The organism is Phenylobacterium parvum, from assembly GCF_003150835.1.
GTDB classification, from domain to species: domain Bacteria; phylum Pseudomonadota; class Alphaproteobacteria; order Caulobacterales; family Caulobacteraceae; genus Phenylobacterium; species Phenylobacterium parvum.
In genome coordinates, this window is the sequence record NZ_CP029479.1 from 375,150 (window position 1) to 394,369 (window position 19,220).

General features: G+C 70.2%; 18 protein-coding genes. 11 read left to right on the forward strand and 7 right to left on the reverse strand.

Annotation, left to right across the window (positions count from 1 at the left end):
• Nucleotides 1-31 precede the first annotated feature (31 nt).
• Both HYN04_RS01825 and HYN04_RS01830 read left to right on the forward strand, forming a co-directional pair.
• Nucleotides 32-1,141: an S-(hydroxymethyl)glutathione dehydrogenase/class III alcohol dehydrogenase gene (locus HYN04_RS01825; RefSeq protein ID WP_110449183.1), complete on the forward strand. Its 1,110-nt coding sequence runs from the start codon at nucleotides 32-34 to the stop codon at nucleotides 1,139-1,141.
• Nucleotides 1,142-1,194: 53 nt separating this feature from the next.
• Complete coding sequence (locus HYN04_RS01830; protein WP_110449184.1) at nucleotides 1,195-2,145, forward strand: NAD(P)H-dependent flavin oxidoreductase; 951 nt, start codon at nucleotides 1,195-1,197, stop codon at nucleotides 2,143-2,145.
• Between the two features lie 25 nt (nucleotides 2,146-2,170).
• On the opposite strand, the gene HYN04_RS01835 is transcribed toward HYN04_RS01830, so the two are convergent.
• Nucleotides 2,171-2,560: a hypothetical protein gene (locus HYN04_RS01835; RefSeq protein ID WP_110449185.1), complete on the reverse strand. Its 390-nt coding sequence runs from the start codon at nucleotides 2,558-2,560 to the stop codon at nucleotides 2,171-2,173.
• A gap of 109 nt (nucleotides 2,561-2,669) precedes the next feature.
• Here HYN04_RS01835 and HYN04_RS01840 point away from each other — a divergent pair, with 109 nt between their 5' ends.
• The gene (locus tag HYN04_RS01840) at nucleotides 2,670-3,653 is read left to right on the forward strand and encodes a helix-turn-helix transcriptional regulator (protein ID WP_110449186.1); all 984 of its coding nucleotides are present in this window, start codon (nucleotides 2,670-2,672) and stop codon (nucleotides 3,651-3,653) included.
• A gap of 9 nt (nucleotides 3,654-3,662) precedes the next feature.
• Here HYN04_RS01840 and HYN04_RS01845 read toward each other — a convergent pair whose 3' ends face one another.
• From HYN04_RS01845 to HYN04_RS13370, 5 genes are all read right to left on the reverse strand, one after another.
• Complete coding sequence (locus HYN04_RS01845; protein ID WP_110449187.1) at nucleotides 3,663-5,933, reverse strand: xanthine dehydrogenase family protein molybdopterin-binding subunit; 2,271 nt, start codon at nucleotides 5,931-5,933, stop codon at nucleotides 3,663-3,665.
• Complete coding sequence (locus tag HYN04_RS01850) at nucleotides 5,930-6,421, reverse strand: (2Fe-2S)-binding protein (RefSeq protein WP_110449188.1); 492 nt, start codon at nucleotides 6,419-6,421, stop codon at nucleotides 5,930-5,932. The genes HYN04_RS01845 and HYN04_RS01850 overlap by 4 nt, the downstream gene beginning before the upstream one ends.
• Nucleotides 6,422-6,538: 117 nt before the next feature.
• Nucleotides 6,539-7,567, reverse strand: coding sequence for a serine hydrolase domain-containing protein (locus HYN04_RS01855; protein ID WP_199285982.1), 1,029 nt, complete (start codon nucleotides 7,565-7,567; stop codon nucleotides 6,539-6,541).
• A 5-nt stretch (nucleotides 7,568-7,572) separates the two neighbouring features.
• Complete coding sequence (locus HYN04_RS01860; RefSeq protein ID WP_110449190.1) at nucleotides 7,573-8,508, reverse strand: aldo/keto reductase; 936 nt, start codon at nucleotides 8,506-8,508, stop codon at nucleotides 7,573-7,575.
• An 83-nt stretch (nucleotides 8,509-8,591) separates the two neighbouring features.
• Nucleotides 8,592-8,750: a hypothetical protein gene (locus HYN04_RS13370; RefSeq protein WP_162599508.1), complete on the reverse strand. Its 159-nt coding sequence runs from the start codon at nucleotides 8,748-8,750 to the stop codon at nucleotides 8,592-8,594.
• 268 nt (nucleotides 8,751-9,018) lie between these two features.
• Here HYN04_RS13370 and HYN04_RS01865 point away from each other — a divergent pair, with 268 nt between their 5' ends.
• The 5 genes from HYN04_RS01865 to pseI all read left to right on the forward strand — a co-directional run bounded on the left by HYN04_RS01865 (nucleotide 9,019) and on the right by pseI (nucleotide 15,755).
• Nucleotides 9,019-10,809, forward strand: coding sequence for an FAD-dependent oxidoreductase (locus HYN04_RS01865; protein ID WP_110449191.1), 1,791 nt, complete (start codon nucleotides 9,019-9,021; stop codon nucleotides 10,807-10,809).
• A complete protein-coding gene (locus tag HYN04_RS01870) occupies nucleotides 10,806-12,653 on the forward strand; it encodes a 2-oxoacid:acceptor oxidoreductase subunit alpha (protein ID WP_110449192.1) in 1,848 nt (615 codons plus the stop codon). Before HYN04_RS01865 ends, HYN04_RS01870 begins: the two co-directional genes overlap by 4 nt.
• Entirely contained in the window at nucleotides 12,650-13,705 is a 1,056-nt protein-coding gene (locus HYN04_RS01875; RefSeq protein ID WP_110449193.1) for a 2-oxoacid:ferredoxin oxidoreductase subunit beta, read from the forward strand. Before HYN04_RS01870 ends, HYN04_RS01875 begins: the two co-directional genes overlap by 4 nt.
• A gap of 28 nt (nucleotides 13,706-13,733) precedes the next feature.
• A complete protein-coding gene (locus HYN04_RS01880; protein WP_110449194.1) occupies nucleotides 13,734-14,615 on the forward strand; it encodes an MBL fold metallo-hydrolase in 882 nt (293 codons plus the stop codon).
• A 72-nt stretch (nucleotides 14,616-14,687) separates the two neighbouring features.
• Nucleotides 14,688-15,755, forward strand: a complete 1,068-nt coding sequence (gene pseI / locus HYN04_RS01885; protein WP_110449195.1) for a pseudaminic acid synthase — start codon at nucleotides 14,688-14,690, stop codon at nucleotides 15,753-15,755.
• A gap of 6 nt (nucleotides 15,756-15,761) precedes the next feature.
• Here the strand turns inward: pseI and HYN04_RS01890 are convergent, their stop codons facing one another.
• Nucleotides 15,762-16,457 carry a cytidylyltransferase domain-containing protein gene (locus HYN04_RS01890; protein ID WP_110449196.1) on the reverse strand — a complete coding sequence of 232 codons (696 nt, stop codon included), beginning with the start codon at nucleotides 16,455-16,457 and terminating at the stop codon, nucleotides 15,762-15,764.
• Between the two features lie 138 nt (nucleotides 16,458-16,595).
• Between HYN04_RS01890 and HYN04_RS01895 the strand changes: the two genes are divergently transcribed.
• Genes HYN04_RS01895 through HYN04_RS01905 form a run of 3 tightly spaced genes read left to right on the forward strand, consistent with a single transcriptional unit; the run spans nucleotide 16,596 to nucleotide 19,205 of the window.
• Nucleotides 16,596-17,261 carry a DUF969 domain-containing protein gene (locus HYN04_RS01895; RefSeq protein ID WP_110449197.1) on the forward strand — a complete coding sequence of 222 codons (666 nt, stop codon included), beginning with the start codon at nucleotides 16,596-16,598 and terminating at the stop codon, nucleotides 17,259-17,261.
• Nucleotides 17,258-18,217 carry a DUF979 domain-containing protein gene (locus HYN04_RS01900; RefSeq protein ID WP_110449198.1) on the forward strand — a complete coding sequence of 320 codons (960 nt, stop codon included), beginning with the start codon at nucleotides 17,258-17,260 and terminating at the stop codon, nucleotides 18,215-18,217. The genes HYN04_RS01895 and HYN04_RS01900 overlap by 4 nt, the downstream gene beginning before the upstream one ends.
• A complete protein-coding gene (locus tag HYN04_RS01905) occupies nucleotides 18,189-19,205 on the forward strand; it encodes a DUF2891 domain-containing protein (protein WP_110449199.1) in 1,017 nt (338 codons plus the stop codon). The genes HYN04_RS01900 and HYN04_RS01905 overlap by 29 nt, the downstream gene beginning before the upstream one ends.
• Nucleotides 19,206-19,220 lie beyond the last annotated feature (15 nt).

Below are 19,220 nucleotides of genomic sequence, written 5' to 3' on the forward strand. Positions count from 1 at the left end.
AAGATCAGGGTGGTGCTTCCGGAGGCCACAGATGAAGACCCGCGCCGCCGTCGCCTTCGAGGCAAAACGCCCGCTCGAGATCGTCGAGGTCGACCTGGAAGGCCCGCGCGCCGGAGAGGTCCTGGTGGAGATCAGGGCGACCGGCGTCTGCCACACCGACGCCTACACCCTGGACGGGCTGGATTCCGAAGGCCTGTTCCCCTCCATCCTGGGCCATGAGGGCGCCGGGGTGGTGCTGGAGGTGGGCCCGGGTGTCACCAGTGTACGCCCCGGCGACCATGTCATCCCGCTCTACACGCCGGAATGCCGTCAGTGCAAAAGCTGCCTGTCGCGCAAGACCAACCTCTGCACGGCCATCCGCGCGACCCAGGGCAGGGGGGTGATGCCCGACGGCGCCAGCCGCTTTTCCTACAAGGGCCAGGCCATCGCCCACTACATGGGCTGCTCGACCTTCGCCAATCACACGGTCCTTCCGGAAATCGCCGTCGCGAAGATCCGGCCCGACGCCCCCTTCGACAAGGCCTGCTACATCGGGTGCGGCGTCACGACGGGGGTCGGCGCCGTGGTGAACACCGCCGGCGTGGAAGCCGGAGCCAACGTCATCGTCTTCGGCCTGGGCGGGATCGGCCTCAACGTCATCCAGGGCGCGCGCCTTGTGGGGGCCGGAAGGATCATCGGGGTCGACATCAACCCCGCCCGGGAGGCCTGGGGCCAGCGCTTCGGCATGACCGACTTCGTCAATCCCCGCGAGGTGGAGGGCGACCTTGTCCAGCACCTGGTGGCCCTGACCGACGGCGGCGCGGACTACACCTTCGACTGCACCGGCAACACCGACGTCATGCGTCAGGCGCTGGAGGCCTGCCATCGCGGCTGGGGCGAGAGCATCATCATCGGCGTCGCCGAGGCGGGCCGGGAGATCGCCACCCGTCCCTTCCAGCTGGTCACCGGGCGGGTCTGGAAGGGCACGGCCTTCGGCGGCGCCCGGGGCCGGACCGATGTGCCGAAGATCGTGGACTGGTACATGGAGGGGAAGATCCAGATCGACCCCATGATCACCCACGTCCTGCCGCTCGAGCGCATCAACGAGGCCTTCGACCTCATGCACGCCGGCGAAAGCATCCGCAGCGTCGTCGTTTTCTGACCGACGGCCAGAATCCAGTTTGGGAGGACCAGGATCCTCCGGGGGGAACACTCATGATCAAGACCCGCATCACCGACATGCTCGGCATCCAGTATCCCATCATCCAGGCGCCCATGGGATGGATCGCCCGCTCGGCCCTGGCCTCGGCCGTGTCCAACGCCGGCGGCATGGGGATCATCGAGACCTCGTCAGGCGACCTGCCCGCCGTCCGCGAGGAAATCCAGAAGATGAAGGGGCTCACGGACAAGCCCTTCGGCGTCAATATCGCCCAGGCCTATGTGCGCGACGCGGATATCGTCTCCTTCGTGGTCGACCAGGGTGTGAAGTTCGTGACCACCTCGGCCGGGGATCCCAACCGCTATTGCGCGGCCCTCAAGGAAGCGGGCCTGACCGTCTTCCACGTGGTCCCGTCCCTGGCGGCGGCGATCAAGGCCATCGAGGCGGGAGTGGACGGCCTGGTCGTCGAAGGCGGCGAGGGCGGCGGCTTCAAGAGCTCGCGCGAGGTCTCGACCATGGTTCTCCTGCCCCTGGTCTGCTCCAGGCTGGATGTGCCCATCGTGGCAGCGGGCGGAATCTCGGACGGTCGCGGGATGGCGGCGGCCTTCGCCCTGGGCGCCGAAGGGGTCCAGATGGGAACCCGCATGGTGTCGGCCGCCGAGAGCCCCGTGCACCAGAACTGGAAGTCCGCCATCGTTGAGGCGAAGGAGACGGACACCGTCTTCCTGAACCGCTTCGGGCCGGGACCGGCCTGCCGGGCCCTGCGCACCGAGAAGACCACCCTCCTGGAGAAGGAGCCAGGCGAGAACGGCGTCGCGCCCGAGTTCCGGCGGTCGCAGGAACTCTACTTCGGCGGCGACATGGAGGCCTCCATCGCCCTTTCGGGCCAGGTGGCGGGCCGCATCGATTCGGTGAAGCCGGTCGCCGAGATCATCTCCGAGATGGTCGGGGAGTTCGAATCCATCATGGACGGCCTCTCGGCGCGCTACGCCCGCGCCCGGGCCTGACCCCGGCCTGCCCCGGGGCGCCGGATCAGGCGGCCAGGGCGGCCATGGACGTGCGGGGGTCGGCATAGCTGGCCTCGTCCCACAGGGCGTCCCATTCGGCCCAGCGGGCGGAGGCCTCGCGCAGGCGGGCGTCGTCGCGCACCAGGACGATCTCGCCATGGGCCTCGTCCCAGACGACGGTCAGGTCGCAGAGCCGGAGGTCGGGCGGGTCCAGCCGGCCCTGGCGAACCAGCTCCTGCGCCATGGCTTGCGACAGCCTGAGCCGCAGGCGGCCTCCGGCGAGGCGCTCGGCCCGGTCGGCGTGGCGGATCACCGCCTCGATCATCTCGGGGGTGGCGGGGTGAAGCGGCCGTCGCGCATCGAAACGGAAGAGGGCGTCGGGACGGGCGGGGCGGATCGACTGGACATTCTGCATCTTGAGGACCTTTCCTGGGGCTCGCGCCTTGCGGTGAGGTCAGATTGCGCTGGCGCTGCGCCAGAAACGGTCGTAGGTTTTTGGTCTGTTCTCATTTTCGGGGCTGAGGATGCGACACGAGAAGGCGGCGAGGCTGCTTGAACTCGCCCGGCGGCTGGCCGCGTCCGCCGAGGGCCTGACCCTCGACGAGATGGCGGCGGCCATGCAGGTCTCGCGCCGGACGGTCGAGCGCATGCGCGACGCTGTCCGCGAGGCCTTTCCACAGATGGAGGATATCGCCGATCCGCCGACCCTGCGGTTCCGCATTCCCTCCGGGCTCGACGGCATCTTCCAGGCCCCGACGGCCGAGGAGTTCGCCGCCCTCCGGGCGGCGGCGGATCACTTCCGCCAGTCGGGCGCCACCGCCCGCGCCGGCGCCCTGGGCGCCCTGGAGTCCAAGGTGCTCTCGGCCATCCGGTCGGGGGTGCGCCGGCGGCTGGCGCCGGACATGGAGGCGCTCCTCGAGGCTGAGACCATGGCGGTGCATCCCGGCCCCCGGCCCTTCGAGGACGAGGCGGTGCTGGGCGCCGTGCGTGAGGCCATTGTCTCCCTGCAGAGGCTGAGGTTCCTCTACGATGGCGGCTCGACGCCGGGCCGGGAGCGCGAGGTGACCCCCTACGGTCTCCTGTTCGGCCGCTCCAACTACCTTGTCGCCGCCGAGACGGGCTCGGATGAGCCGCGCAACTGGCGCCTGGACCGGGTGCGGGACATCCGGGTGGTTCCCCTGCCGGGCGGGCGGCCCGCCGACTTCTCCCTGGCCGCCTACGCCGCGCGAAGCTTCGGCATCTACCAGGACGCCCTCGAGGACGTGGTCCTGCACATCCTGCCGCACGGGGCGGAGGAGGCCCTGGGCTGGCGCTTCCACGCCACCCAGACCCTCGAGCGTCAGGCGGACGGCTCGGTCATCGCCCGCTTCCGCGCGGCGGGCATGCGCGAGCTGGCCTGGCACCTCTTCAGCTGGGGCGACAAGGTCCGGATCCTCGCCCCGGAGCGCCTTCGCGCCCAGATGGCCGAGGAACTGGCCGCCGCGGTCCGGGCGCATGGGACGCCCTGAGGCGGGGGATCAGGCCTTCTTCAGCGCCGCCAGGACCGCCTCCGGACGGATCGGCAGGCGCCGCACCCTCGCCCCGACGGCGTTGAAGATGGCGTTGCCGATGGCCGGGCCCACGACGGTGGTCGCCGGTTCGCCCAGGCCCACGGGGACGTGGTCGCTGTCCACGAACTCGATCGAGAGATCGGGGACATCGCTCATCCGCAGGGGGCTGTAGGCGCCCAGGTTGGTCTCCTGGATCCGGCCGTCCCTGAAGGTCGCACCCTCGTGCAGGGCCAGGCTGAGGCCCCACAGGGCGGCGCCCTCCATCTGGGCCAGGGCGCCGTCCGGGTGGATGATGGCGCCGGCGTCCACGGCCAGGTGCAGTTTCTCGACCTTGACCTCACCCGTCTTGCGGTCGACCCGCACCCGGGCGGCGCAGGCCGTCCAGGTGGGCATGTCCCGCTCCTGGCCAAAGGAGGTGGCGAGGCCCAGGCCGACGCCGGCCGGAAGCTTGCCGCCCCAGCCTGCGGCCTTGGCGACCCGCGACAGGACGGCGGCCTGGCGCTTGGCTCCCCCCACGGAGTTGGGCGCAGAGCCCGCATTGCGCCCTGCGGCGTCCAGCATCTTCAGCCGGAAGGCGAGGGGGTCCTGGCCGGTGGCGTGCGCGGCCTCGTCCATGGCGCACTCGACCGCCCAGTTGGTCCAGCCCGGGCCCACCGAGCGCAGCCAGCCCGGTCGGAAGGCGCGGTTGGCCAGGTCGTTGGACAGGGCCCGCACCCGGTGGGCGCCGACGCTGTACCAGTGGTTGGCCCCATTGATCGCGAAGGGGTCAAAGGGCCGGTCGTTGGCCCCCTTGGGCATGAAGAACGGCGCCATCACTTCGGTCGGCCAGCCGGCGGCGGCGGCGTGGTCCATGGCGGTCACGCGGCCGCCCTCGCCGAACGCCATTCGCACCCTTTGCACCGAGGGCGAGCGGAAGCTGTCGAAGAGGGTGTCGTCCTCACGGGTGAAGACCAGCTTGACCGGCTTGCCCAGGGCCTTGGCCGCCAGGGCCGCCGGCACGGCGTAGTCCCCGTTCAGGCGTCGGCCGAAACCGCCCCCGAGCAGGTAGGTCTTCAGCACGATGCTGGCCTCGGGCCGGCCCAGGGCCTTGGCCAGTGTGGGCAGGATCAGGGACTGCCACTGGTTGCCCGTGTGGATCTCGAAGACGCCGTTGCGCTCGAAGGCCAGGGCGTTCAGCGGCTCCATCTGGAAGTGCAGGGCCGCGTCGGTCGTGTACTCCGCCTCGAGCTTCGACCTGGCCGAGGCGAAGGCCGCGTCGACGCCCGGGTCGGCCACCACGAGGGAGCCGGCGGACTCATCGGCGATCAGGGCGCGGCCCCTCGCCTCGAGGTCGGCGTCGGAGACCTTGGCCGTGGGCCCGTTCTCCCAGGCGACCTTGAGGGCCCGGACGGCCCGGTCGGCGGCGACGAAGCTGTCACCCAGGGCCAGGACCCAGCCGGGGACGGTGCCTGACGGGTCGTCCAGCACCAGGTGGCCGCGATAGCCGGGAACCGCCCTTGCGGCCGACTCGTCCACCGAGGTCACCTTGGACTCGTTTCGCGTCGGCGGCAGGACCGGCCGGGCGTAGACCATGCCGGCGATCTTCGCGTCGAGGCCGAACACGGCCGAGCCGTTGGTCTTGGCGGGAATGTCCCGCGCCTGGAACTCGCCGCCGATCAGGCGCCGCTCCGAGGTCGGCTTGATGGGCAGGGCGGCCAGCTCCTTGTCGGTGAAGCCCGCTCGCAGTCCTCCCTTCGCCACGATGTCGCCGTAGCTGACCGAACGCCTGCCAGCGAAGACCGCGCCCTTGCGGGCGATGCAGGACGAGGCCGGGACGCCCAGGATCCGGGCGCCGCCTTCGATCAGGGCGATGCGGCCCGCCGCGCCCGCCTGGCTCAGCATGGGATAGCTCTGCCAGACCGACCAGGACCCGCCGGTGACCATCAGGCCCCACTTGGGATCAGTGTCCACGTGGACGATGCGGACCTTGTCCCAGTCGGCCTCGAGCTCGTCGGCGACGATCCGGGCCAGGGCGGTGCCGACGTGCTGGCCCATCTCGGCCCGGACAACGTTCACTGTGACCATCCCCTGGGCGTCGATGGCGTACCAGAGGCTGGGCTCGAAGGCGGGGGCGCCTGAGTACGGGCCCAGGGAGACGGCGGCCTCGGCCGCCGCAGCGAAGCCGAAGGCCGCACCGGTTGCGCCGGCGGCGATCAGGAACCGGCGACGGCCGGGGTTCGGGAGCAGGGGGCGGTTCATGAGCGCACCTCCGCCTTGCGGGCCGCACCGCGTCCGGCGCCCTTGCGGGCGGCCAGCTTCACCGCCTTGCGGATGCGCACATAGGCCATGCACCGGCACAGGTTGCCGTTCATGGCGGTCTCGATCTCGGCGTCCGAGGGGTTGGGGTTGGCCGCCAGGAGGGCCGCCGCCTGCATGATCTGGCCGGACTGGCAGTAGCCGCACTGGGGCGCCTGGGCCTCGACCCAGGCCGCCTGCACAGGGTGGACCCCGCCGGCGCCAAGGCCCTCGATCGTCGTCACCGACAGGCCGTCGACGGCGCTGACTGGCGTAAGGCAGGCGCGGATGGCCTGGCCGTCCACGTGGACGGTGCAGGCGCCGCACTGGCCGACGCCGCAGCCGAACTTGGTCCCGGTCAGTCCCAGTTCATCGCGAAGCACCCAAAGAAGGGGCGCGTCATCTGGCCCGGAGGCCTCCACCTGCCGACCATTGACCTTGAACTTCGCCATGGCGAGAGCCCCTTTTCCTGAAGTTTCCTTCCCCAAGGGCAGGCTGCGCCCGGGCCGGGCGTCTGTCCAGTCCCCGGAGAGGAGTCAGGCCCCTATCAGCGCCCGATCAGCCCCCGATCAGCCCCTGAACAGGCCGACCAGGTCCCCGACCCAGGCCTTGACCGCGTCCTTCTTTTCCGTCGACGTGCGGCCGTGGCGCACCGCCACCAGGTCGAGATCAGGCGCCACGACGGTGAACTGGCCTTCGTGCCCGTTGGCCGAGAACGATCCGGGGCCTCCCAGGTCCAGCCACCAGTGCGCCCCGTACCGGCCATCGGTGACGCCCGCCTGCTGGAAGGTCGGGGTCCGGGCATAGTCCACCCAGCCCTCGGGCAGCAGGCGCCGGCCGTCCCAGACCCCGTCGCGCAGGTAGAGGAGACCAAAGCGGGCGAAGTCCCGCGCGCTTGCGAAGCAGAAGGACGAGCCGATGAAGGTCCCCGCAGGGTCGAACTTGGGGATCGGCGTCCTCATGCCCAGGGGCTCGAACAGCCTCTCCCGCATGAAGTCCCCGAAGTCGGCCCCCCGTCGCCCGAGGGCGTCCGAGAGGATCCGGCAGAGGATGTTGGTCGTGCCGGACGAATAGCTGAAGAAGGTCCCCGGGGGATGCGCCAGGGGCTGGCTGGCGGCATAGTGGGCCACGTTCGCTTTCCCCGATCCCCACATCATCTCGATTGTGTCCGAGGCCTTCCCGGGCTCGTAGACCTCGTCGAACTTCAGTCCGCTGGACATGCGCAGCAGCTGGTCGGTGTTGATGGCGCCCCGGGGATCGCCCGGCGTCCGCCATTCCGGAACCGGGGCCGGCGCCTGGATGTCCAGGAGGCCGTCGCCCACGGCGATCCCGAACAGGGCGTGGGTGAGGCTCTTGGCCATGGACCAGGAAAGACAGGTGGCGTCGGGTCCATGCTCGGGCCCGTACCGCTCGACAAGCAGTCGGCCGCCCTGGACCACCACCACGGCATGGGTCTCGTCGAAGTCCTTGAGACCATGCGCCAGGTGGGCCTCCAGGCGGCTCCTGTCCACATGTCCGGGAAGGTCCCCCGACGTCCAGTCCGACGTCGGCCAGGGGGTCCCCGCCGGCTGGGCGGGAAGCGGGAGGAGTCCGGCCATGGCGCTCACGCGACCAGGGCCCGGACTTCCTCGACCTCCTCGGGGGTCAGGATCCATTCCGCGCAGCGGGCGTTGGCCTGCACCTGTTCAGGGCTGGTCGCCCCGGCGATCACCGAACTGACAGCCCCATGGCCCAGCAGCCAGGCAAAGGCCAGGTCAAGGATCCGGCGTCCCCGCTGCTCCGCCCAGTGCTCAAGGGCCTCGAGCCGGTCGAAGTTGCGGTCGTTCAGGGCCGCCTCGCCTCGCTTGCCCCAGGCGGCCAGGCGGGTGCCCTGCCGGGGCGGCTCGCCGCGATGGTACTTGCCGGTCAGGAAGCCGCTGGCGAGGGGGAAGTAGGGCAGTAGGCCCAGGCCGAACCCTTCGCAGGCGGGCAGGACCTCACGCTCCACGCCCCGTTCCAGAAGGCTGAAATTGTTCTGGGCCGAGACGAAGCGCTCCAGCCCGCCGGTCCGCGAGGTCCAGTCGGCGTCGGCGATCTGCCAGCCCGTGAAGTTGGAGTTGCCGATGTAGAGCACCTTGCCGGCGCGGACGAGGTCATCGAGGGCCCGGAGGGTCTCCTCGATGGGGGTGTCCGGGTCGGGTACGTGCATCTGGTAGAGGTCGATGTGGTCGGTGTGCAGGCGCTTGAGGCTGTCCTCCACCGCCTTGACGATGTAGCGGCGGGCGCCGCCGCGCAAATAGGCGCCGTCGCCCATCGGGTTGGCGAACTTTGTGGCCAGGACCGCCCTCTCACGACGGCCCTTCAGCGCCTCTCCGAGGAAGACCTCGGACTTGGAGCCGCCGTAGATGTCGGCGGTGTCGAAGAAGTTGATGCCGGCGTCCAGGGCGGCGTCCACGACCATCCGCGTCTGGGCCTGGTCGATGCGCATGCCGAAGTTGTTGCAGCCCAGGCCGATGAGGCTGACCTTGAGCCCGCTGTTTCCAAGTCGTCTGAGCTGCATGGCGTCCTCCCGAGACCGTCCGAAGGGCCAAGCCTAGGTCAGGCCCGGGGGCTGCGCCAGAGGGGCCAGGGACGGAAGGGAGATCAGATCGCCCGCGCCAGCCTCAGGGTTTCGGCGTTCTCAGCGGCCGCCCGCCTGAGATTCACCGCCTCGAAATCGATGGCGGACTCGCGTTCAAACTCGCCGAAGGCGGGGGACTCTTCCTCGGTCTCGAGGGGAGCAAACCAGGGACGATAGTTCATCACGACCTCCCAATCCGGGTGCGGGACCCCAGTTAAGGGTCGTTAACCTTTTCCCGCCAAGGGGCCGCTGGGGACTCTCACGGACTCTTGAAGTCGGGGACGCCCATCGACCCTCCCGGGAATTTCAGGGTGCAGCGGCAAGACGGCTGGCCTTGCCCGTGATCCGCCCCTAAGAATGGAGTGAACGCCCGATGCGGGGCGGCGAAGGACCGGGATCCACGCGAGACTCCGGCCCCGTCACGCCGGGCGACCTGGGAGGAAACGGGTCTTGCAGCCAACGCGTACCGAGGGTCCCGACTACTATCACAAGGTGGTCGACTGCCAGTGGGCCTGCCCGGCCCACACGCCTGTACCGGAATACATCCGCCTGATCGCCGATGGCCGGTACGACGACGCCTACATGATCAACTGGAAGTCGAACGTCTTCCCAGGCGTTCTCGGCCGTACCTGCGACCGTCCCTGCGAGCCCGCCTGCCGGCGCGGCCGGGTCGAGGAGGAGCCGGTGGCCATCTGCCGGCTGAAGCGCGTCGCCGCCGACAACAAGTCCGATGTCGGGCCCCTGATGCCGCCGGTCGCCGCCAAGCGGAACGGCAAGCGCGTGGCCCTGGTCGGCGCCGGCCCCGCCTCTCTCACAGTGGCGCGTGACCTCGCCCCCCTGGGCTACGAGCTGGTCCTGTTCGACGGCGAGCCGCGCTCGGGCGGCATGATCCGCAGCCAGATCCCGCGCTTCCGCCTGCCCGAGGAAGTGATCGACGAGGAGGTCGGCTACGTCACCCGCCTCGGCGGTGTCGAGCTTCGCCTTGGCCAGCGCATCGAGAGCCTCAAGGGCCTCTTGTCCGAGGGCTTCGACGCGGTGTTCGTCGGGTCTGGCGCACCCCGCGGCCGCGACCTCGATATCCCGGGCCGCAAGGAAGCCGCCGCTAACGTCCATGTCGGCATCGACTGGCTCTCCAGCGTCTCCTTCGGCCACATCGAGAAGATCGGCCGGCGGGTCATCGTCCTGGGCGGCGGCAATACCGCCATGGACTGCTGCCGCACCTCGCGCCGCCTCGGCGGCCAGGAGGTCAAGGTCGTCGTCCGCTCGGGCTTCGAGGAGATGAAGGCCAGCCCCTGGGAAAAGGAGGACGCGATCCACGAGGATATCCCGATCCTCAACTTCCGCGTCCCCAAGGCCTTCACCCACGAGAACGGCCGCCTGACCGGCGTGACCTTCGAGATCGTCCGGGCGGAATTCGACGACAAGGGTCGCCGCAGCCTCGTGCCTTCGGGCGAGCCTGACGAGCACCACGAGTGCGACGATGTCCTGGTCGCCGTCGGACAGGAAAACGCCTTCCCCTGGATCGAGCGGGACATCGGCCTGGAATTTGACCGCTGGGACATGCCGGAAGTGAATCCGGTGACCTTCGAGTCCACCCGCAAGGGGGTCTTCTTCGGCGGCGACGCCGCCTTCGGGCCGAAGAACATCATCTGGGCCGTGGCGCATGGCCACGATGCGGCGGTCTCGATCCATCGCCACTGCATGGGCGAGGACGTCCATGACCGCCCGCCTCCGGGCTTCTCCCTTGTCTCCCAGAAGATGGGCATTCACGAGTGGAGCTACGACAACGACATCTCTCTGGATCTCCGGCACCGGGTGCCCATGCTCGACAAGGCCGAGGCCCTGAAGAACGTGCGGGTCGAGGTCGAGCTCGGCTTCGATTCCCGGCTTGGCTTCGCCGAGGCCCAGAGGTGCCTGAACTGCGACGTCCAGACGGTCTTTGCGGACAACCTCTGCATCGAGTGCGACGCCTGCGTCGACATCTGTCCGGTGGACTGCATCACCTTCACCGAGGACGGCGAGGAGGCGGACCTGCGGGCCCGCCTGAAGGCGCCGGCCGTCAACCTCGACCAGGACCTGCTGGTGTCCGGGGCCCTGGCCACCGGACGGGTCATGGTCAAGGACGAGGACGTCTGCCTGCACTGCGGCCTCTGCGCGGAGCGCTGCCCCACCGGCGCCTGGGACATGCAGAGGTTCACGCTTGAGATGACCCACGCCGACCAGATGGGAGGCGCCGCGTGACCGCCCCCCTCGCCGCCGTCAACGACTTCGTCGTCAAGTTCGCCAACGTCAACGGCTCCGGCTCGGCCAGCGCCAACTCCATGTTCGCCAAGGCCGTCCTGCGGATGGGCGTGCCGGTCGCCGTGCGCAACATCTTCCCGTCAAACATCCAGGGCCTGCCCACGTGGTTCGAGGTCCGGATAACCGAGGCCGGCCATCTCGGCCGCCGCGGCGGCGTCGACATGATGGTGGCCATGAATCCCCAGACCTGGGACCGGGACGTGGCCGAGATCGAGCCGGGCGGCTACCTGTTCTACGACTCGACCAAGCCCATGCCGCCGTCGAAATTCCGGCCGGACATCAACGTCATCGGCGTGCCGCTGACCGCCATCTGCAACGCCGCATACACGGTCGCGCGCGAGCGGCAGCTGTTCAAGAACATCATCTACGTGGGCGCCCTCGCCACCCTGCTGGGCATCGAGATCGGCGTGGTCGAGACCCTGCTGGCCGAGCAGTTCGAGGGCCGCGAGCGGCTGATCAAGGCCAATGTCGACGCCCTGCACATGGGCCGCGACTGGGTGAGCGACAACATGGGCCCCCTGGGCCTGCAGGTCCGTCGGGCCGACGCCGTGGGCGACCGGATCTTCATCGAGGGCAACCAGGCCGCCGGCCTGGGCGCGGTGTACGGCGGCGCCACGGTGTGCGCCTGGTATCCCATCACCCCCTCGACCTCCCTGGCCGAGGCCTTCACCAGCTATTGCCAGGAGCTGCGGGTCGATCCCCAGAGCGGCCAGGCCAACTTCGCCATCGTCCAGGCCGAGGACGAGATCGCCTCCATCGGCATGGTGATCGGAGCCGGCTGGAACGGCGCCCGCGCCTTCACGGCCACCTCCGGGCCGGGCGTCTCCCTGATGACCGAGTTCATCGGCCTGTCCTACTTCGCCGAGATCCCCGCGGTGATCTTCGACGTCCAGCGGGGCGGCCCCTCCACCGGCATGCCGACCCGCACCCAGCAGGCGGACCTGATCGGCGCCGCCTACGCCAGCCACGGCGACACCAAGCACCCCATGCTCCTGCCCATGGACCCGGGCGAGTGCTTCACCTTCGGAGCCCTGGCCTTCGACCTGGCCGACCGGCTCCAGACCACCGTCTTCGTCATGCTGGACCTCGACATGGGCATGAACGAGTGGCTGGTTGAACCCCTGAAGTGGGACGAGAGCCGCCGCATGGACCGCGGCAAGGTCATGACCTACGAGGAGCTGGAAGCTGGCCGCGACTTCGGCCGCTACCTTGACGTCGATGGCGACGGCATCCCCTTCCGCACCTATCCCGGCGTCCACCCGAACCGGGGCGGTTACTTCACCCGCGGCACCTCGCGGAACCCCTACGCCCGATATTCGGAGGAGGGGTCGGTCTATGTCGACAACGTCCAGCGCCTGCTGCGCAAGTTCGAGACCGCCAAGACCCTGATCCCTGCGCCGGTCCTGACCCGCGCCAGCCAGCCCACCCGCGACGGCGTGATCTATTACGGCTCCACCGGACCGGCCATGCACGAGGCTCTCGGGCTGTTCGAGGCCAAGGGCCGCCGGCTGGACGCCCTGCGCGTGCGTGGCTTCCCCTTCAACGCCGAGGTGGACGACTTCCTCGCCTCGCATGACCGAATCTTCGTGGTCGAGCAGAACCGCGACGCCCAGCTGCGGACCCTGCTGATGGCCGAGAATGGCGGCGATCCGGACCGGCTGATCCCGGTCCTGCACTTCGACGGCACGCCCATCACCGCCCGCTTCATAGTCTCCGCCATCTCCAGTCTCATGGACGCAACCCAGCCGCCGGGCTCGCGCCCGCTCCGGGAGGCCGCCGAATGACCTACATCGCCAAGCCCAAACTGCATCACCCCGCCCTCACGCCGAACGGCCTGGGCTTCCTGCGGCGCGACTACGAGGGTTCGGTCTCGACCCTCTGCGCCGGGTGCGGCCACGACTCCATTTCCGCCGCCATCATCCAGGCGGCCTATGAGCTCGACCTACCCCCCCACCGGGTGGCGAAGCTCTCGGGGATCGGCTGCTCGTCGAAGACGCCGGACTACTTCCTCGGCAATTCACACGGCTTCAACACCGTGCACGGCCGGATGCCGTCGGTGCTGACCGGCGCCAACCTGGCCAACCGGGAGCTGATCTACCTGGGGGTCTCCGGCGACGGCGACTCCGCCTCCATCGGCCTCGGCCAGTTCGCTCACGCCATCCGGCGCGGGGTGAACATGACCTACATCGTCGAGAACAATGGTGTGTACGGTCTCACCAAGGGCCAGTTCTCGGCCACCTCCGACCGCGGCTCCAAGTCCAAGAAGGGCGTGGTCAACCATGACGCCGCCATCGACATGGTCAGCCTCGCCCTCCAGCTGGGCGCCACCTTTGTCGCCCGCTCCTTCTCCGGCGACAAGGCCCAGCTGGTGCCCCTGATCAAGGCCGCCATCCGTCATCCCGGGCCGGCCTTCATCGACACGCTGAGCCCCTGCGTCCAGTTCAACAACCACGCAGGGTCCACCAAGAGCTACGACTATGTCCGCGAGCACAACGAGGCCGTGAACCGCCTCGACGTGATCGCCGACCGCAAGCCCATCGAGGTCGACTACGAGCCCGGCACGACCATTTCCGTGACCCAGCACGACGGTTCGGTCCTGTCCCTGCACAAGCTGGCCGACCATTATGACGCCACCGACCGGATCGCCGCCATGGCCTACCTGGCCGAACGGCAGGCCGCGGGTGAGATCGTCACGGGGCTTCTGTACCTGAACCCGGACCCCGGCGACCTGCACGGCGCCCTCGGCACGACGGAGCGTCCGCTGAACAGCCTCTCCGACGCCGATCTGGTGCCGGGGCAGGCGGCGCTCGACCGGATCAACGCCGGCCTGCGCTAGGGTTGGCCACAGACGGGGAGGGACAGGCATGCTCAGCTGGCGGATCGGCGAGGTGACGGTCACCCGCGTGGTCGAGATGGAAATGCCGGTCGTCCACAATCCCCTGCGGGCCTTCCTCGCCGAGGCGACGCCGGAGGCTCTGCGCGAAATCCCCTGGCTCTTTCCGCATTATGTGACGCCTGAGGGACACCTGCGCCTGTCCATCCACGCCCTGCTCGTCGAGGCGCCCGGCCTGCGGCTGGTGGTGGACACCTGCATCGGCAACGACCGTCCGCGGAGCCTTGTCGGCGGACAGGCCCTGTCCACGGACTTCCTGAAGTCCTTCGAGGCGACCGGCTGGACCCGCGACAGCGTCGACGCCGTCGTCTGCACCCACCTGCACGTGGACCATGTGGGCTGGAACACCATGAAGGAGGGCGACCGCTGGGTCCCGACCTTCCCGAAGGCCCGATACCTGATCGGGCGGCGGGAATACGACCACTGGAGCGCCGAGGGCGACGCCGAGCAGCAGGCGATCCTGTCGGACTCCATCCGTCCGGTCTTCGACGCGGGGCTCGTCGACCTGGTGGAGATGGACCACGTCATCTCCCCGGAGATCCGGCTGGTCCCGACCCCCGGCCACACGCCCGGCCATGTCAGCGTCCGGATCGAGTCCGGCGGCGAGGTGGGCCTGATCACCGGCGACATGGTCCACCATCCCTGCCAGATGGCCCACCCGGAGTGGTCGCCGCCCTTCGACAGTGATCCGGCGGCCTCCGCCGTGATGCGGCGTGAGGTCTTCGAGGGCGCCGCCGACCAGCCCATCCTGGTCATTGGCACCCACTTCGCCGCCCCCACTGCGGGGCATGTGCGCCGGGACGGGGACGCCTATCGCTTTGACGGGGCGCCCTCCGCTTCGCCGGAGGCCTGAGCGTCTGGCCCCCAGGCGCGGGTGGTCCCATATTCGCGGGGCGAATCGCGCGCAGGACGCGGGAGGCCTTCCATGAGCCAGGCCCTGGCCCACATTGACGGCAGGCCCATCGGGCCCGGCCAACCGCCTTACGTGGTGGCCGAGATGTCCGGCAATCACAATGGTGAGCTCGGCCGCGCCCTCGACCTGATCTCGGCGGCGGCGGACGCCGGGGCGGACGCGGTCAAGATCCAGACCTACACCGCCGACACCATCACCCTCGACCACGATGGCCCGGGCTTCCGGATCGAGGGCGGCCTCTGGGACGGCCGTCGCCTGCACGAGCTGTATGCCGAGGCGCACACCCCCTGGGACTGGCACGCGCCGATGTTCGAGCACGCCCGGAAGGCCGGGGTGACGCTCTTCTCCTCGCCCTTCGACTTCACCGCCGTGGACCTGCTGGAGAGCCTGGGCGCCCCCGCCTACAAGATCGCCTCCTTCGAGCTTGTGGACCTGCCCCTGATCCGGCGCTGCGCGGCGACGGGACGGCCCCTGGTCATGTCCACGGGCATGGCCTCGCCGGCGGAGATCGCAGAGGCGGTGGAGGCGGCGCGCGGGGCCGGGGCGAAGGACCTGATCGTCCTGCACTGCACCAGCGCCTATCCCGCCCCCATGTCCTCCATGAACCTCGCCACCCTGCCGGACATGGCCGCGCGGTTCGGGGTCCTGGCCGGCCTGTCCGACCACACCCTGGGCACGGCCGCGTCCGTGGCCGCGGTGGCGCTCGGGGCCTGTTTCATCGAAAAGCACTTCACCCTCAGCCGGGCTGACGGGGGCGTGGACTCCGCCTTCTCCCTCGAGCCGGCCGAGCTCGCCGAACTGGTCTCCAGCTGCCGGGGCGCCTGGGAGGCCCTGGGCGGGGTGGCCTATGGTCCCGGCGAGGCCGAGGCGGGAAACGCCGGCATGCGGCGCTCGCTCTATGTGAGCGCGTCCGTCCGCAAGGGCGAGGTCCTCACCGCCGCCAACATCCGGTCGGTCCGGCCGGGCCATGGCCTCGCGCCCCGGCATTACGACGCCGTCCTCGGCCGCCGGGCGACCCGCGACATTCCCTTCGGCGAGCCCCTCGACTGGTCGATGGTCGAAGGCGGCGAGGCCGGCTGAGGCGGTTCAGGCGTCGGCTTCCCGCCGCGCGAAGGGCAGGGCCAGGATGTCCGCCGAGGTGAAGGCCGGGTTCCCGGGATAGAGGGCGGCGTAGACCCGCTCCACGAAGGCGAAGTCCCCCGGCAGGTCCACCGTCCACCGGAACGCGCTGCGGTCCGGGGCCTGAACGAGGTCTCCCCGCCGGAAAGGCGCTTCAGGCCGGTAGAGCCAGGGCGTCACGTGCTCGCGGTCGTAGGCCGAGGCCGCCTCCGCCGCCGCCCGACGCAGGGCCTCCACCGTGAAGACCTCGACGTCCAGCCCGCGGGGGAAGGTCCGGACCTGGCCGTTGGAGGCATAGTCCAGGCCCCGCTCACGCCGCAGGGCGACGCAGGCGTCGATGACCGTGGGGTCCGCCAGGGGACAGTCGGCGGTCAGGCGCACCAGGTCGCCCTCAAGGCCGAGGACCTCCACCGCCTTCAGGAAACGGCCCAGGACGTCGTCCAGCGGGCCGCGGACGACCTCCACCCCCGCCCCGGCCAGGGTTTCCGCCAGCACGTCGTCCGACGGATCCTCGCTGGTCGCCACGACGATCCGGTCGAGTTCCCGGCAACGGCGCAGGCGTTCGATCTGGCGCAGGATCATGGGCTGGCCCAGCAGGGGCTTCAGGACCTTGCCAGGCAACCGGCTGGAACTCATCCGCGCCTGCAGAATCGCCGTGGTCACGCCCGCCTCCCGTGGTGTCGGGGACCATCAATAGACCCGCGGGGGGCCGGCGCAAGTCGCCCTCCGGCCGCGCACCCACCGCGACCTCGACCGCGACTCGGGTCTAGACTGGCCCGGCGAGGGAAGGGGATGGGACCCATGCTGGTGCTTCTGGGCGTGCTTCTGGTGGTGGCGGGCTTCGCCGTTGGCCTGAACCCCCTGCTGGTCGTCCTGGCCTCGGCCCTGGCCACGGGGCTTGCGGCAGGTCTGTCGCCCCTCGAGGTGCTGGCCGCCTTCGGCAAGGCCTTCAACGAAAACCGCTATGTCAGCGCCGCCTGGCTGATCCTGCCGGTGATCGGCGTGCTGGAGCGGTCTGGCCTGCAGGAGGCGGCGCGGGGCCTGATCGGGCGGCTGAAGACCGTCACCTTCGCCCGTCTCATGCTGGCCTACCTGCTCTTTCGCCAGGGGACGGCGGCCCTGGGCCTGGTCTCCATCGCCGGCCAGACCCAGACCATCCGCCCCATCATCGCCCCCATGGCCGAGGCGGCGCGGGCGACCGAGACGGGGGTCGAGGCCCTGTCCCCGGCCGAGACCCAGAGGGTCCGGGCCTTCGCGGCCGGCACGGACAACATCGGCCTCTTCTTCGGCGAGGACATCTTCCTGGCCATTGGCTCCATCCTGCTGATGGTCGGCTTCCTCGAGCAGAACGGGATCACGGTGGAGCCCCTGCACCTCTCGGTCTGGGCCATTCCCACCGCCATCGCCGCCTTCCTCGTGCACGGCGCCCGAATCCTCGTGTTCGGCCGAAGGACGCCGCGGTCATGATCGGTCTGACCCAGGTCTACGCCCTCGCGGGCCTCGTCTTCGCCGGCTTCGCCGTCCTCAGCCTGAGGGATGCGGCCAATCCTCGGCGGCTTCGCAACGCCCTGTTCTGGGGCCTCTTCGCCCTCTCCTTCCTAGCGGGAGACCGCCTGGGCGACCTGGGCAACGGCGTCCTCGTGCTGGTCATGGCCCTGACCGCCGCCCTGGGCCTCGGGCGCAGCGGGTCCGGGGCGGCGGATACCGAAGCCCGGGCGGCCTCGGCCCGGACCCATGGCCTGAGGCTCTTCTGGCCGGCCCTGCTGATCCCGGTCCTGGTCCTCGCGGGAAGCCTCGGCGTGCGCCATGGCGGGCCGGCCCTGGCCGCCCTGGTGGACCCGAAGCAGGCGACCCTCGTCTCGCTCAGTTTCGCGGCGGTGGTCGTTGCGGCCCTGTCGGTCCGCCTGTTCCGCCAGCCGGTCCTGTCGCCCCTTACCGAAGGTCTGCGCCTGGCCGACACAGTGGGCTGGATGGCCCTCCTGCCCCAGATGCTGGCGGCCCTGGGCGCCGTCTTCGCCCTGGCCGGCGTTGGCGCCGTGGTGGGCGAGACCGTCACCCGGGTCTTCTCCATGGACACCCGCCTGGCCGCCGTCGCGGTGTACTGCCTGGGCATGGCCGGCTTCACCGTCCTGATGGGCAACGCCTTCGCCGCCTTCCCTGTGATGACTGCGGGCGTGGCCCTGCCGGTCCTGGTCAAGGTCTACGGGGGCGACCCGGCGGCCATCTGCGCCATCGGCATGCTGTCGGGTTTCTGCGGGACCCTGCTGACGCCGCTGGCCGCCAACTTCAACCTCGCCCCCGCCGCCCTCCTTGACCTGGACGACCGTTTCGCCGTCATCCGGGCCCAGGCGCCCACGGCGCTTGTCCTCCTCGCCGTCAACACGGTCCTTATGCATGTCCTCGCCTTCCCGGCTCACCCCTGAGATCGCCGCCGGCTTCGCCCGGATCGCCCTGGGCCATGTCACCCGGCCCTGGCCCTACAAGCTGGACCAGGTCCTGAGCTCCGAGGCGGACCTGGCGGAACCCCGCCGCCTCCATCCCATCTTCTTCGGCAGCTTCGACTGGCACTCCTGCGTGCACGGCTACTGGCTGCTGGCCGCCGTCCGTCGCCGCTTCCCGGACCATCCGGTCGCCGCCGAGATCGACGCACGCTTTGCAGAGGCCTTCACGGAGCCGAACGTGGAAGGCGAGCGGGCCTTCCTGCGGCGGCCCATGTCACGGGGCTTCGAGCGGCCCTATGGCTGGGCCTGGCTCCTGAAGCTGCAGGCGGAGCTGACGGGCGCACCCGGCCCCTGGGCCGGCCGGCTGGCCCCCCTGGCGGCTGACTTCGCAGACCGCTTCCGCGCCCACCTGCCCCTGGCGACCTATCCCGTCCGGACGGGTGTGCACTCCTCCACCGCCTTCGCCGTCGCCCTGGCCCTCGACTACGCCCGCGTCGCCGGGGACCGGGACCTGGAGGCCCTCCTGAAGTCCAAGGCCCTGTCCTGGTACGGCCAGGACCGGGACTGCCAGGCCTGGGAGCCCTCGGGCGAGGACTTCCTTTCGCCCGCCCTGATGGAGGCCGAATGCCTGCGCCGGGTGCTGCCGGCCGAGGACTTCCGCGCCTGGTTCGCCGGCTTCCTGCCCCGGGCCGCCGCAGGGGAACCCGCCAGCCTCTTCACTCCCGCCAGCGTCAGTGACCGCAGCGACGGCAAGATCGCCCACCTCGATGGCCTCAACCTCAGTCGGGCCTGGTGCTGGCTCAGCCTCGCGGGCGCCCTCGATCCGGCGGATCCCGCCGCCCCGGCGGCCCTCGGCGCCGCTGAGCGGCACCTCGACGCCAGCCTGCCGCACGTGGCTGGCGACTACATGGGCGAGCACTGGCTGGCCAGCTTCGCCCTCCTGGCCCTCACGGCGGGGGAGGGGCGGTGAGCGAGGCCCCCCTCG